9 protein-coding genes and 1 pseudogene are annotated in these 14488 nt (G+C 38.6%); 3 read left to right on the top strand and 7 right to left on the bottom strand.

What is annotated here, in order from left to right:
- The first annotated feature begins 10 nt into the window (after nucleotides 1–10).
- Both ubiH and J8L70_RS02770 read left to right on the top strand, forming a co-directional pair.
- Nucleotides 11–1198: a 2-octaprenyl-6-methoxyphenyl hydroxylase gene (gene ubiH / locus J8L70_RS02775; protein WP_211053942.1), complete on the top strand. Its 1188-nt coding sequence runs from the start codon at nucleotides 11–13 to the stop codon at nucleotides 1196–1198.
- A complete protein-coding gene (locus J8L70_RS02770) occupies nucleotides 1195–2361 on the top strand; it encodes an FAD-dependent monooxygenase (protein WP_211053941.1) in 1167 nt (388 codons plus the stop codon). The genes ubiH and J8L70_RS02770 overlap by 4 nt, the downstream gene beginning before the upstream one ends.
- Before the next feature lie 124 nt (nucleotides 2362–2485).
- Here the strand turns inward: J8L70_RS02770 and J8L70_RS02765 are convergent, their stop codons facing one another.
- From J8L70_RS02765 to J8L70_RS02735, 7 genes and pseudogenes are all read right to left on the bottom strand, one after another.
- Nucleotides 2486–3685 (bottom strand): alpha/beta hydrolase-fold protein, encoded by a 1200-nt coding sequence (locus J8L70_RS02765; RefSeq protein WP_211053940.1) that lies wholly within the window; start codon nucleotides 3683–3685, stop codon nucleotides 2486–2488.
- 110 nt (nucleotides 3686–3795) lie between these two features.
- A pseudogene (locus tag J8L70_RS02760) lies at nucleotides 3796–3941 on the bottom strand (DUF2256 domain-containing protein).
- Nucleotides 3941–5434 carry a deoxyribodipyrimidine photo-lyase gene (locus tag J8L70_RS02755; RefSeq protein WP_211053939.1) on the bottom strand — a complete coding sequence of 498 codons (1494 nt, stop codon included), beginning with the start codon at nucleotides 5432–5434 and terminating at the stop codon, nucleotides 3941–3943. The pseudogene J8L70_RS02760 and the gene J8L70_RS02755 overlap by 1 nt, the downstream one beginning before the upstream one ends.
- Nucleotides 5435–5757: 323 nt before the next feature.
- Nucleotides 5758–6948 carry an ATP-binding protein gene (locus J8L70_RS02750; protein WP_211053938.1) on the bottom strand — a complete coding sequence of 397 codons (1191 nt, stop codon included), beginning with the start codon at nucleotides 6946–6948 and terminating at the stop codon, nucleotides 5758–5760.
- Entirely contained in the window at nucleotides 6949–7656 is a 708-nt protein-coding gene (locus J8L70_RS02745) for a response regulator transcription factor (protein ID WP_211053937.1), read from the bottom strand.
- Nucleotides 7656–8045 (bottom strand): DUF3019 domain-containing protein, encoded by a 390-nt coding sequence (locus J8L70_RS02740; RefSeq protein WP_211053936.1) that lies wholly within the window; start codon nucleotides 8043–8045, stop codon nucleotides 7656–7658. The genes J8L70_RS02745 and J8L70_RS02740 overlap by 1 nt, the downstream gene beginning before the upstream one ends.
- 1 nt (nucleotide 8046) lies before the next feature.
- Nucleotides 8047–8892, bottom strand: a complete 846-nt coding sequence (locus J8L70_RS02735) for a MipA/OmpV family protein (RefSeq protein ID WP_211053935.1) — start codon at nucleotides 8890–8892, stop codon at nucleotides 8047–8049.
- 203 nt (nucleotides 8893–9095) lie between these two features.
- Between J8L70_RS02735 and J8L70_RS02730 the strand changes: the two genes are divergently transcribed.
- Nucleotides 9096–14399, top strand: a complete 5304-nt coding sequence (locus J8L70_RS02730) for a S8 family serine peptidase (RefSeq protein WP_211053934.1) — start codon at nucleotides 9096–9098, stop codon at nucleotides 14397–14399.
- Nucleotides 14400–14488: the final 89 nt, after the last annotated feature.

The following is a 14488-nucleotide window of genomic DNA, read 5'->3' as shown; positions in this document are numbered from 1 at the left end:
GGAGAATAAAGTGGCGAAGCCGTTTGATATAGTGATTATTGGTGGTGGGTTAGCAGGGGCAAGCTGTGCTTTGAGTATATTAAAAGCAAATCCATCGGTGAGTATTGCCCTTGTTGAAGCCAATGAGGTGACACAGCAATGCCACCCAAGCTTTGATGATCGTAGTATTGCGCTTGCACAGCAATCGGTAGAGTACTTACAAAGCCTCAATCTATTTCAAGCGAATGCCTCTTATAGCGCAGCTATAAAGCACGTTAATGTATCTGATAGAGGTCATTTTGGTAAAGCGCAAATTAACAGTGACGAGTTTGCAAAATCTGCGCTGGGTTATGTGGTTGAAGTAAACCCTCTTGGGCGCTTATTGTATCAGCGATTAGAAGACTCTCGCGTTACTTTGTATTGTCCTGACAGTGTCATAGCGATAAAACAAAGTGCAGATAATAATACATTGACCCTTAATAGCCATGAACAACTTAGTGCGAAGTTGGTCGTTATTGCCGATGGCGCTCATTCAAAAACACGTGAATTACTTGGGCTTTCCTTTAAAACAGCGCCTTATAAACAAGGGGCGATCATCGCTAATATTGAAGTAGAAAATGGCCATAATAACCATGCCTTCGAACGCTTTACCGAGTATGGACCAATGGCTTTATTGCCAATGAGTAATAATCGTTACTCGCTAGTGTGGTGTATGGCAGAGCAAAAAATAGCTGAGTATATGGCATTAAACGATGCGCTATTTATAAATGCATTTCAACAGGCATTTGGTTTTCGTGCTGGCATTTTTAAAAAAGTAGGAAAACGCGCTAATTATCCTTTAGTTTACGGCCAAGCTGATGCATTAACGGCACATCGAACGGTTGTGATTGGTAACGCCGCGCATGCAATCCATCCAATCGCAGGACAGGGCTTTAATTTAGGGTTAAGAGATGTACAAGCTTTGAGTGATTTAGTGGCTACAAGTAAAAATGAGTTAGGCTGTTATGCGTTTACCCGTGAGTATTCACAAAAGCGCAGCCGCGATATTAATACGGTAATGATGCTGACAGACTCTTTAGTTAGGCTTTTTTCAAATTCGTCACGCGTTCTTGCGTTAGGGCGTAGCTTAGGCCTTCTTTCAATGGATTTATTTCCGGCATTAAAAGCCCCATTGGCCAAACAGCTAATGGGACAAGTAAAACAAGGTACACGGTTATGAAGCAAGTACAGGTTTGTATAGTGGGTGGAGGCTGCGTAGGTTTAACCCTCGCGCTAGGACTGGCAAAAGCCAATGTAAGCGTTGTTGTAATTGATGCTGCCTCCAAGCAAGCCCCACCTGCGGATGAATATGCACTACGAGTGAGTGCGTTGAGCATTGCAAGCCAAACCTTGTTTGAGCAATTAAATGTATGGCCACATATAATGGCACAACGAAGCTGTGCATATACGCATATGGATGTACGCGATGCCGACAGCTTTGGCAAAATAACCTTTAATAACGAACAGCTTGAGCTTGAACATTTAGGTCATATAGTTGAAAACGATATTATTCGTTTTGCCTTAATAAAAGAGTTAGAGCAGCAAAGCAGTGCAACACTGATGTTTGATACCCAGTACCAGCAAATACATCAAAGTGAGTCTGATGTATTTATAACGCTTAAAAGCGGTGAGCCAATTATTGCTAAGTTGCTGGTGGCAGCCGATGGCGCTAACTCGGCTATTCGTAAACAATTTAATATGGCGCTGAGCTTTAAAGATTATGACCACCATGCACTCGTTGCTACGGTTAAAACCAAAGAAGTGCACACAAACACTGCACGCCAAGTATTTTTACCTACCGGGCCACTGGCGTTTTTACCGCTAAGTGATGCAAATACCCATTCGATAGTGTGGTCTACTAGCCCCACGCACTGTGATGAGTTATTAGCGATGAATGACACTGATTTCAATAAAGCCGTGATGGCCGCAATAGATGGTCAATGTGGTTTGTGTGAGGTACAAAGCAAACGCGCAGCATTTCCACTTAAAATGCGCTACGCCCAACAATGGGTTAACGGCAAAGTCGTGTTAATGGGCGATGCAGCGCATACCATCCATCCGCTTGCAGGATTGGGGATGAACCTAGGCCTAAAAGACGCCGCGTATTTAATCGAGTTACTGACAAGTGATAATAAAGAGTTTGCAAGCACCCGCACACTTCGCGATTACGAGCGTACCCGTAAGCTTGACGCACAAAAACACATCGCCATGATGCAAGGGTTAAAAGAGTTATTTGAAGGGGCAAACCCTGTTAAAAAACTTATTCGTGGAGTCGGGCTGTCACTCGTTGATAATCTCGGCCCAATAAAGCATCTATTCGCCAAAGAAGCGATAGGAAAATAACGTAGGTTGGGAAAAGCGAAGTGAAACCTAACAGGTAAAGTAAAGTGGTTAGTTTTTAGCTTTCAGCAAAGAAAAACCGATGCTTAGTTTAAGCATCGGTTTTTTATTTTGAGAGGCCGTTAGTTTACAAATTGGCTTGGGCTTTTTTCACCATATCTTGTAGTGCATCAATTAGCAGTGGGTCGCGTGAGTTTTTCTTAGCCAGCTCTAGTGCGTGTTTCATACTGGTCACCGCTTCTTTAAACTGTTTGTTAGCCGTGTATCCTTGCGATAATCGCATGTGAGAGTATGCAGCATTAGGGTAATCGCGAGTAAAGCGTTTTAGGGTGGCGATAGCTTTAGCTGTGTTACCAAATTTTTGCTGGTTATGGGCAAATTCTACAAATACATCTTGTGGAATTTTAACGTCAAAACCGTATTTATCATTCAGTGCTTGGTAGTAACCTGTAATAAGCGACACATCTGAAAATTTTCCGTGCTCGTCAGTCACTTTAAATATTAAATCACGAAATAAGTGAATTAAGCTATCGCTAAGGGCTGGAAGTATGGTGCCCATATGAGTAAAAGCAGGGTAATGTTTATATTCCCATGTTAGCTGCGATGGCGTTTGCTGCTCTAAATTTACTAAAGTATTGAGTACACCAGTATAAAAACGTGCACCTTCGCTTGCGACACTAATAAATAACTCTTGAGCGCCTTTAGGGTTTTTAGTGTATTTAATAATATTATTTTTTAACTCTTCATCACTCCACCAACTGTTTGGGCTTATAGCTATGTAGTTGTTAAATAATTCCGGCTGATTAACTAAAGTATAAAGCGCTAAAGTCCCTGCGTTAGAGTGACCAATTAAGGTGTTGTAGCCGTTAGTAGAGTAATTACTGTTTATATAGGGCATGAGTTCGTCAGACACAAACTTTAAAAAATTGTCGGTTTGCCCAGCCTCAGGCCATTTATTTTTAACAAAGGTTTGAAACTCAGTTTTAGGCTCACCTTGTACTTTGGGTAAATAATCGCGCACACGGTGGGTTGTATCAATACCAACCAACATTGCGTTAGGTATCTGCTCGTAATCAACAAGGGATTTAATAACACCGGATGCTGTATGAAAATGTTCAACACCATCAAGTAAATAAATAACATACAGGGGCTGATCATCTTTTACCGTGTCAGGTATAAATATACTGATAGGCCTTTCTTCGTTAAGTATTTTGGATTGTAAAATAACTTTTTTACCAATGGATATGCCGGTTGTATTGATTTTTGCATGACTTAAAAATGGCGTGCTAAACGTAAGTATAAATATAAGCGATAGTATAGTTTTCATAAATATCCTTATTTAATAATGTGTTACTTTATAATGGCATGGTTTATAGATTGGGTAAATGTTTCTTTTTTAGGCACATCAATAAAGAAAACTTAAGCAGACACTCACATTTACCGGTTGTTAATTTGGTGCTTTTTACAACGTTGACTGCAGTAAACAACATTCTCCCAATCGCGATGCCATTTTTTCGCCACATAAAAAGGCGATGACAAATTGGGCATATTTTATGGGGTAAGTTACATTTTTTATGGGCCATTATTCATCGAGCTTAAGTTGTTGTTTTGAATTATGCATATTGACATGTTTTTTTAATATCTGAGCAATAGCAGATATGACATCGGGACGTTCACGGTATTGCCATAACCTTTGTTTTGCTTTTTTAGATGCCTGAGTTAAGTCAATCATAGGAAGAGGGTAGTCTTCACCTAATTTAAAATCATTAAACAATGCTTCCATAGGCGTTTGTTGCCATGGTTGGTGCAAGTATTCAACAGGGAGTTTAGTCAGTTCACGGCACCAAGTTTTGATAAATAGGCCCTGTGTATCTTGATCTTGAGATTGTTTAATAGGGTTGTAATGCCTTATCGTATTAATGCCTGTTACCGATGCTTGCATTTGTATTTGAGGGTAATGAATACCGGGTTCGAAGTCTAAAAAATAGCGAGCAAGAATTAAACTTACTTGTTGCCAGCTAATATTTAAATGATGTGTAACGAAGCTAACTAACATCGCTCGCATACGAAAGTTAATATAACCGGTGTGTTTTAAGCAACGCATACATGCATCGATAATAGGAATGCCCGTTTGTCCATTGGCAAAGCGCTGTAAATCCAATTCAACCTGTTTATCTTGTCGATAAGGAAAGTGTTGGTAAGCACTGTTTAAAGGGGAAAACTGCATTGAACATTCACTTTCAAATTTTTGCATAAAATGACAATGCCAATGCAACCTAGAAATAAATGCTGACAACGGGCGTCGCCAACCACTTTTTTTAGTTTGATAATGCTCAATAGCTTGCTGATAAACTTGTTTTATACTTATATTTCCCCACGCTAAATGCGGTGAAAGGCGCGAGCAATGAACTTGGCTTAAACTGGGGCTAGAGATGCCTTTTTGATATCCTTTTCCTCGTTCATTAAAAAAGCTATGTAATAAATTGCGTGCATGCTTGGCTCCACCTATTTGAAAGTTATCGTTGATTTGCGTGAACTCTAACGGGAGTAACGGTGCTTGGTAGTGTTGTAACGGTAGGCTATTAACTGCATGCCAATTTGGCACTGCCAATTCACTTTGCATGGTTTTATGCCATTTATTAGCCCAGTCGTCTCGGTTTTTGCTGCCCCTGATCACTGCGCCCGTGGGAAATTCGTACCATTTTATTTGTTGCTTGTTACACCATTTTTTTATTGCTATATCGCGTTTAAACGTAATCTCTAAACCTATTTCTTGATGGCTAAAGATCGTATCAATATCAAATTGTTCACTTATATTATTAAGCAACATTTGCATATCACAATTAAAGTAATACACCTTGGTATTAAAGCGAGCTAATTGGTTGTTCATATCTTTAATAGATTGATACACAAAACGCCAATGACGTGCACTATAGTGAGGGTCTTGGAGTAAAATTGGTTCAAAGTTATAAATTAACAGTGTAGGAAGTGAGCTTGCAAAAGCATGCTTTAAAGGCGGGTGATCGGAGAGTCGTAAATCACGTTTAAACCAAACAATATTAATTTTATTTTTCATATTTAAAACAAACCTTTTACTGAAATACGCACTGTTAATTAGCTAATAACTATTAAAAGTGGCTATGTTGATTTAATACGAACGACAAGGGAGGGGCGTTTAGTTTTTAATAACTTATTTGAAATATTAACAAGACGTTTTTAATTATTGAGTAAATGATTATCGAGCTTGAGAAAGGGAAGAGAGTGTTTTATTGAGTCGTTAACAAATAGCGATGAATCCCAAATTTGCACATTATTAATATTTCAGTACGTCACTATTAAATTATGGGGGGGAACTCATAACCTACTAAGCTCAACATACCTTAGGAAGCAGCTTAACGTTTAGGTACTTTTTATTCTAGGCCAGCGAAGTATAATCAGTGCACCGCCTGTTTGTGGGCTATTTTTAAGTGTAATAGTACCGCCATGCCAAGTAATAATGCGTTTTACTATGTACAACCCTAAGCCATAGCCACTGGCTAGGTTATCATCTTGCCCTTGCTGAAATGGATTGATTAGTGCATCGGCATTTACCGGCAAGCCCATGCCATCATCTTCTACACTTAACTCATAACCATCGTAAGTCAGTTGATTACATAACGTGATTGTATTTTTTGCGTATTTTGTCGCATTAATTAATAAATTTTGTATTGCAATTGCCATATAAGTAGATTCGCAATTCACCCATTGCACGTTATTTTTAAAATTGAAGGTGATCGTATCGTACAATGAAAATTTATCTATTTCGGCTTTAACAATAGCACCTAAATTAATCCTTTGTTGTTGAAATAACTCATTTTGATGTTCTATTCTCGCAAAGCTTAAATATTGCTCAAGGCGGCTTTCTATTTCGTTTATATCGTGTTCAAGCTGATCGCATGTAGGTTCATCAGATAATGATAAAGCAAAGCGCATACGCGTAAGCGGAGTGCGTATTTCGTGCGATATAATCCGAGATAAATCCTGGTGTAGGCCAATAAATTGTTCAATGCGCTCAGACATGCTGGTAAAAGTATCTGACAACGGAGTAATCGATGACTTTTTAGGTAAATGTACGTTGATTTTTCGTGGGTGCTCAGCAAACGATTTTGCTGCTTTTTGTAATTTACTTAAATCCCTAAATACTGGACGAATAAGCAGTAAAACAACTAAACCAAGTAGGCTATAAAACGCTAAAAAGCCAATAATATTATTATCTTGTGGTTGATAAATATCTAAAGGGCCAACAATATGAACTTGCTGAGTTACTTGGTTAATTAAATAGATTAGTTCTTGGTTATTATGCTTCACACTTAAAATGCCATCGTTTAACAGCTGTTCTTTAAGTGATTTTGGCATTGCTAGGGTGCTAAGTGAAGTATTTTGAATTTTATTATCGCTGTTCTCAATAAACTGCTGAAAATCTTTTACTTTTAATTGAATTGTTGGAACATCATTATAAAAAAGCTGGTTGTATAGCTGGCCAAATACCATAACAAGTATAATTAAACTGGCAGTAAAAAGTATATAAAGTCTAAGAAATTGCTGGTTCATTTATTGGTCACTAGCTGTTTGTATATCTAAGCAATAACCTTTTCCTCTTACCGATTTTATATCTAATCGGCAGTTGAGCTCGTAGCTTGCATTAAATAAGGCCGTTAGCTTTTTACGCAATCTACTCACCTTTAAATCGATTGCTCGGTCTAAGCCATCGTACTCTCGGCCAATAACATGTTGAAATAGCACTTCACGTGATACTGGGTGAGGGGCGTTTTTAACTAAAAATGCCACTATTTCATATTCATTTTCGTTTAAATTAAGATCGAGCTTTGCAAAGCTTATGGTTTTATTTTGATGATCTAACGTAAGTTGTTTGTACTCACTAATATGCTGATTATTTATTGTACTTTGTCGTAAAATAGCATTCACTTTTGCCAATAGTAAATTAGGCATAATAGGTTTAACTAAGTAATCACAAGCGCCTAAATTTAATCCTTTTATTTGCGATTGATTTGAATCTAAAGCGGTTAAAAATATAATAGGGCAGGTGTGTTCATTTTGTAGTTGCTTAAATAACTCAAAGCCGTTGCCATCGGGTAGCATAACATCGCATATAATGAGCGAAGGAATAAACGTCGCTTGGTGATCTTGATAAGCCGTTACACTATTAAACACATCTAACGTGTAACCATGTTTTAGTAAAAACATTTGAATTAATTTTGCTAATTTAACGTCATCTTCAATTAAATAAATGTGGTTCATTACAAACTCCAACCAAACCGGCGCTTTACACGGTAACTTTTTTGTTGGTATTGGCCTACTGTGACTGTCTTTTTAGCCACAATTTTTTGTGCTTTTGGGTCAACGACTTTTATAGTTATGTTACTTATTGTTTGAAAGTGAAGGCGTTTGCTGACTCTATTTTTATTGTTAAAACATTGCGTAAATTTAGGATGCTGAGGAATTTCTAAACATAATTCATCGTAGTCACTGGTATCAAAATTGATATTAAGATCAAATTCGCAAAATGCATCAGCAGGTTCGTAAATACAGGTAGTTGGTGATGTTCTAAGATCTAACGGTTGTCGTTGCTTTGCATACCCTGGGGCTGCAACTAGCATTAGTAAAATAAGCATTTTGTAAATTTGCATATTAAAACCTGTAGTGAAACCCTATGAATCCAGAATAATAGTACTGCTGCTTAATAAAAGGCGTAGCAGCAAGTTCGCTATCTAAACGTGTTCGCGTTAGTTGTAAATCAAGTGCCCAGTCATTTGTGATTTTTCGCCAATAGGCTAATTTCATGTGAGAGTTATAAATCGTATTTATTGAGTAAGAAGAGATTCGAGTTAAAAATTCGCCAGGACGAACCATGTAATAATAATTAGCAATTTTATCATCCTTAGATTTTGCACCTAGCTCAAGCGCTAAATCTCCTGAAAAAAGGCTATATACCTTTGATAATGAAATATGCGTTTCGTAACCATTGTGTACACCTGATATATCTCGCAGATGAGAGAATTTTAGTGTGGCAAATTCATTAGGTATCAAAATACTCACTCCGGCAAGGTAGGATACTTTGCGCTCAATCGGTTTTGCATAGCTAGGTAATCCTCCATTTTTACCTGGCCCCGAAGGTATTTGAGAGGTTATAAAAAAATTTTCTAATCCATTAAGTTCAAAGAAAAAGCCATCCTCATTAAAGTCGGTAAATAGGTCAATAATCAGCCCAGGTTCTTCAATTAAGCTATAGCCAATAGAAAAGTCTTCTATGTACCATTTATCACCGTAATAACTTAGATGCGGTATTACAGGCAATAAGGTGTTTTTAGCATCAATGAGCGGATTTTCTAAACCACCAAATCCCACGGATACACTCAAATTTAATTCATTTGTTTCTACAAGGTGTACATTGTCTTGAGAATATACGCTTAAATGTAGAGAAGCGGCGAACGTAACTAAAATTAAAACTACAAATTTTTTAAATATATATTTCATTTACTAACTTAGTTTTTCGTCTTTTAGACGCGGGAAGATTACATGTATTGTTAACTATTATTTAAATGAAGTTAACTGTACGTACAAAATGCTACATTTGAGTATGAGGTATGCCTTTAGGTTATATGTTTGAATAATAAATTCAAGAGTAGAGTGAATAAATATTCACACTACTTGGTTAAAAAACTATAACGAGGCGAATCATGAAAATAAAAAACTTAGTCTCAGCCATTGGTGTCGCGCTGTACAGCGCAGCAGCTGCAAATGCGGCTGTTGCATCAACTATGTCTGATAAGGATGTTCTTAAACCATTAAACTTTACACAGGAAGGCTTAAAAGCATTCCAAAAGGAAGTGGTTAGCTCGCGAAGCATGATGAAAAATGATGGCTTGAATGTTCAGTTACCATCTAAAAGTAAACAATTTGTTGAAGAAGGACTAACTGGAGAGAATGTTTATATTGTGCGCTTATATGGTAGCCCTGTTACGGTTGCTGCTCGTGATACAAACAGTCAAGTCGCAATGGCATTAAAAAGCGCAGGGGCAACTAAATTATTTTCTAAAGGTGAGCCTGTTGTTGATGCAATTAATACTTACCAAAAAGCGTTATTAACTCAACAAGAAGAAGTTATTCAAGAAGTTAGTAGTGCTATTGGTAAAAGTGAAGTACGTCGTCAATTTACAAAAGCGATCAATGGCTTTTCAATAAAAATGAGCGAAAGCCAAGCTAAAAAAGTTAGTCAATTAGATCGCGTATCTTCTGTAATGCGCTCAAAAAATTATGAACTGCTCTCAGATGAAGGCCCTAAAACAATAAAAGCCGATGAAATTTGGGATGGCAGTGCAGTCGAATCAGGTGTTAATAATAAAGGTGAAGGTCAAATTATTGGTATTATCGATACCGGTATCAATTCTGATCACCCTTCTTTTGCTGATGTAGGGGGTGATGGGTATGACCATACTAACCCATGGGGAGCTGGAGCTTATGTTGGTGACTGTGTAGAAGATAGCGAAGATATTCAATGTAATGATAAGTTAATCGGCGTACGTTCGTACGATGTTATTACTGAATCTTATGATGCAATGGTTGCGGGTTGGCCTGCTATTGGTGAAGATTACCAAGGGCATGGTAGCCACGTAGCTTCAACAGCTGGTGGTAACGTATTATATGATGTGCCATATATGGTTGCCAGCTATGGCGATGATACAGATGGTCGTGTTATCAAAGAGGCTTTATTCCCTGAAATTTCAGGTGTTGCACCTCATGCAAATATTGTTGCATATCAAGTGTGTTACCCAACTAATGACAGTGGGTATTCAGGTTGTCCAGGTGAAGCGCTAGTAGCAGGTATTGAAGATGCTATTGAAGATGGTGTTGATGTCATTAACTTTTCAATTGGTGGCGCTGACTCTGATGTATGGTCAGATGCTGTACAGCTTGCATTTTTATCAGCACGTGAAGCCGGAATTAATGTTGCAGCAGCAGCCGGTAATGATGGTACAGGTTCATGTGGTAGTGAGTGTTTTGGTTATTTAGATAATTCTTCGCCTTGGTTAGCACAAGTTGCTGCGACCACACATGCACGTGAAATAGCGGTAGAAACATCCATCGAATATGCCGGTTTTAGTGACCCTGAGTTAGGCTCGGAAGTGCCTGCTTGGTCTGACACTGGATTAGTGGGTGGTGCAATTAATAACACTGAAATTACAGGTGTGGTTGTATGGGCTAAAGATTATGTAGATGCATCAGGTAGCAAAGACAGCTATGGTTACTGTGTTGATGAATATCCAGAAAATACCTTCAATTATTATAAAGATGGTAGCGAAATTGCGGGTGCGGCTGATGGAAGTACAAATGTTATTGTAATTTGTCAACGCCATGACCCAGACGATGCTAATGCAAATGCGCGTACAGCTAAGGTTGCCAATGTGGTCGCTGGTGGTGCTGATGCATTTATTTTGTATAATAAAGATACAACACAATCAACCACTTCTGAAGCGTACGAAATACCAGGTGTTCATTTTACATATAATCAATGGAATGGCGTATACCCAGATGAAGGTTTAGAAGACTGGGTTGATTCGTATTCTGAATTAGGTCATATGATCACTATAAAGCCGACAGTTGTTGAGCGTCGTATTAATGAAGACGATGCTGATTGGTTGGCCACTTTTTCTTCACGCGGTCCTTCTTTCTCAAATGATGAAATTTTAGCACCAGCAATGGCGGCCCCAGGTGTTAATATTTATGCAGCATATTCAGATGAACACCCATTTACAGCTGCACATGGTGCCGACTATGTTTCTATAAGTGGTACTTCAATGGCATCTCCACATATTGCCGGTGCGATGGCATTATTACGTCAAACTCATCCAACTTGGACGCCTGCAGAAATTCAATCTGCTTTATCGATGACTGCTGATAATGTAGTGCAATACCGTCGATTAAATTCAGATACAGGTGATATTGGTTTAGCTGAGATTTATCGTGCGGGTACTGGGCGCATAAATGTTGCTAATGCAGCAAAATCTGGTTTGATCATGGATGAAACCGCAGAAAACTTTATGGCGGCTAATCCATATAACGGCGGAACACCGCATAAATTGAATATGCCAAACCTGGTTGATTTTTCATGTGCTCCAGAGTGTCAGTGGGTAAGAACAGTTAAAGCAACAAAAGATGGTACTTGGAACGTATCCCATGGTGATGTATTAAACTGGAACTACGATATGCGCCAGCAATATGCTCAAAATGGTGTCAATATTGAAGTTACTCCAAGCACATTTAGCTTAAAAGCAGGTGAAACCCAATCAGTTGTTGTTACTGCATCTATTATGGATACGCAAGAGTGGTTTAGTAATTCCGAGGTAGAGCTACACTCTCACTTATTATTTGAATCAGCAGATGAGACGGTGCCTGATGCAAGTTGGCCAATAGTCTTTAAATATGATCGTGGTACATTGCCAGATAAACTTGAAGTTACTGCACATGAAAATACCGGAAGCTACCAAGTTAACGGTTTAATGTTCCCAGCCACAGAAGCACCTTATGGTCGAGTGTATCAACCTGTTCATGCACAAGTTAAAACCATTACTTTACCTAAAGATGATGAGAGTGACTTCCCTTGGACATCGTCTAGCGAAGAATATATCTACGCAGATCGTATTGATGAAGCAACACATACTGAGATGATTGAAGTGCCAGAGGGCGCGAAACGCTTAATCGTTGAAATTCAAGGTGTTGTAGAGTCAGACTATACAGGCACATTAGATGTTGGTAGCCCGATCGTATACGTAGGTAAAGACTACAATGGAAATGGTCAGCCTGATCCACAAGAAGAGATTTTATGTGTGTCTAACCATATTATTTACAACAATTACTGTAATGTAAATAATCCTGAGCCGGGAACCTATTGGGCAATAATATACAATTCAAAAGATGCGGGCCTAGAAGGCGAAGAAGAAACGTTTGCTTATACAAGCGCCGTTGTTACAGGTGATATTAGTACTGAAATGACAGTACAAGCAGGCCCTAGTGATGGTGAAAATGAAGTTAGTATGACCCTAAACTGGGACATGCCTATGGAAGAAGGTGATGTTTATTACACTTTAGTTGACTTAGGCTCTTCAGAAGTGAATGCCGGAGTATATGGTACTACACCGTTAAAGTTAGAGCGTGGCAGTGACCGTATTCATTTAGATGTAACACAAGAAAAAGCTAATGCAGGTGATTCAGTCCCTTACACTTTTGAAGTGCTTGCTAATAACTCTGGTGCAGATAGAAGCTTTACTATTACCACTGAGCTACCTGAAGGAATGAGCGTGGGTGTTGAGGATGTTTTATCTTCAAATAATGATTTAACGTCGATAAGCTTAGAAGGGCAAACCTTGACTATTTCAGGTATTCAACCCGATACCTCTGATATTGTCGCTAACTACATTGTTACCGATAGCATTACTGATGAGATGTGTCGAACGCCAGATTTAGGTAACAGTAATCCTGGAGGATACATTAATTTATCTGAATTCGGTATTTACCCAGCTTTATCGGGCATGGATGAAAATGGCGCTGTTCAATCTCGATATGGTAATGTAATACCGGTTAGCACCTTCTTTGGTGGCGTTACTGACGAATATGCACTGTATAACAATGCAGATAACAATAATGTTAACTTTGGTATATTAAATATTCGTGGTAACGGTTTAGTTGACCTTATGAACGGGCCTGTGTTTGCATCATGGCACTATAAAATGCCATATAATAGCTTTCCATACGAAAGTCTTGCACCGCTTTGGCGTGGTACACCTATTGATAATTCATCAAAAGATATCTTGAGTACAGGTTTAAGCACAGTTGAAGGTATTTCTTTAGCCTCAACACAGAGTGGCTGGGGGATTATCGAGTGGGATAACGCGGCTGACTACGGTGATGTTACTTATGATACAGATACCAAACTGTTTGATTATACTAAGCGAGATAATAGTTTTGATTTTGAAATCATTTTAAATGCTAAAACACGTTTTGGTGAAAATGAGCATGAAATCTATTTTGCTTATGACAATTTAGATTTTGGTACAACGGGCGACCGTGGCAGCATCGGTATACAGGGTTATAGAGGTGCATTATATATTTATGGACCACTTGAGCAATATTTAGGGCAAAGCATTGCATACGATAACTTAGCTGACGTAATTACTGATGACCTTGTTATTTGTATGGATTACAACGGCCCTGAGTCATCGCAATTTGAAGTAACAATATGGGCTGATATTGATCAATCAAGTGCAGGTAAATCATTTGAATTCACTGCTGTTGCAGCAATGGATGGACAAGATGATATGACTCTGTCACATACGCTATCTGTAGCTAGCAATATCACCGTGGGTACTATTGGTGATAAAACCACGATGGAAGACACTGCAATTACTGTTGATGTCGCCTATGCTGATGAGCTAAATACAGCGAATCAAATGACTGCAATGGGCGAAAATGTTGCGATTGTCATTGAAGGTGATTCATTGGTTATTACACCTGATGCAGGCTTTGTTGGTGACACTGAAATTACAGTGACAGTGGCTGATATTGAAACGCCAACGGATGCAGCAAGTACTTCATTTATGTTAACGGTAGAAAATGTAAATGATGCACCAACTGTTATTGTAAAAAGCGATAACATTAGTGCAGCACCAGGGACTAGCGTGACATTAGATGCATCGGGAACATTCGATGAAGATGGTGATACGTTAAGTTTTGAATGGACTGGTCCAGGTACAATTTCATCTCCATACGAAGCGGTAACGTCGGTGAGTGACTTAGCCCTTGGAGAGCATGTATTTACACTAACAGTGAGTGACAACATTGAAACCATGGAAATGGATGTGACAGTAAATGTGAGTGAAGATGCTGTGAGCGTTAGTCCTGGTGAGTCGAAGAGTTCAGGCTCTATGGCGTGGATAATGGCACTGCTAGCAAGCCTTGTTATGCTAAGAAGAAAGAGTATTAAATAAGCTTTTAACGAGTTTATCAAAAGGGCCTTAATTAAGGCCCTTTTTTTATTTACGGCGAAGTACATTGTTTTCATAAAACTTACTTGCTT

This window comes from Pseudoalteromonas sp. MMG010 (assembly GCF_018100905.1).
GTDB lineage: Bacteria > Pseudomonadota > Gammaproteobacteria > Enterobacterales > Alteromonadaceae > Pseudoalteromonas.
Note: the sequence above shows the minus strand (reverse complement) of the source record. Positions and strands in the feature narration are given on the sequence as shown.

Excerpts from the sequence above, each read along its gene's own strand:
- J8L70_RS02745 (WP_211053937.1), bottom strand. The coding sequence starts at position 7,656 with ATGAACCACATTTATTTAATTGAAGATGACGTTAAATTAGCAAAATTA.
- J8L70_RS02765 (WP_211053940.1), bottom strand. The coding sequence starts at position 3,685 with ATGAAAACTATACTATCGCTTATATTTATACTTACGTTTAGCACGCCA.
- J8L70_RS02755 (WP_211053939.1), bottom strand. The coding sequence starts at position 5,434 with ATGAAAAATAAAATTAATATTGTTTGGTTTAAACGTGATTTACGACTC.
- J8L70_RS02740 (WP_211053936.1), bottom strand. The coding sequence starts at position 8,045 with ATGCAAATTTACAAAATGCTTATTTTACTAATGCTAGTTGCAGCCCCA.
- J8L70_RS02730 (WP_211053934.1), top strand. The coding sequence starts at position 9,096 with ATGAAAATAAAAAACTTAGTCTCAGCCATTGGTGTCGCGCTGTACAGC.
- J8L70_RS02735 (WP_211053935.1), bottom strand. The coding sequence starts at position 8,892 with ATGAAATATATATTTAAAAAATTTGTAGTTTTAATTTTAGTTACGTTC.
- J8L70_RS02770 (WP_211053941.1), top strand. The coding sequence starts at position 1,195 with ATGAAGCAAGTACAGGTTTGTATAGTGGGTGGAGGCTGCGTAGGTTTA.
- J8L70_RS02750 (WP_211053938.1), bottom strand. The coding sequence starts at position 6,948 with ATGAACCAGCAATTTCTTAGACTTTATATACTTTTTACTGCCAGTTTA.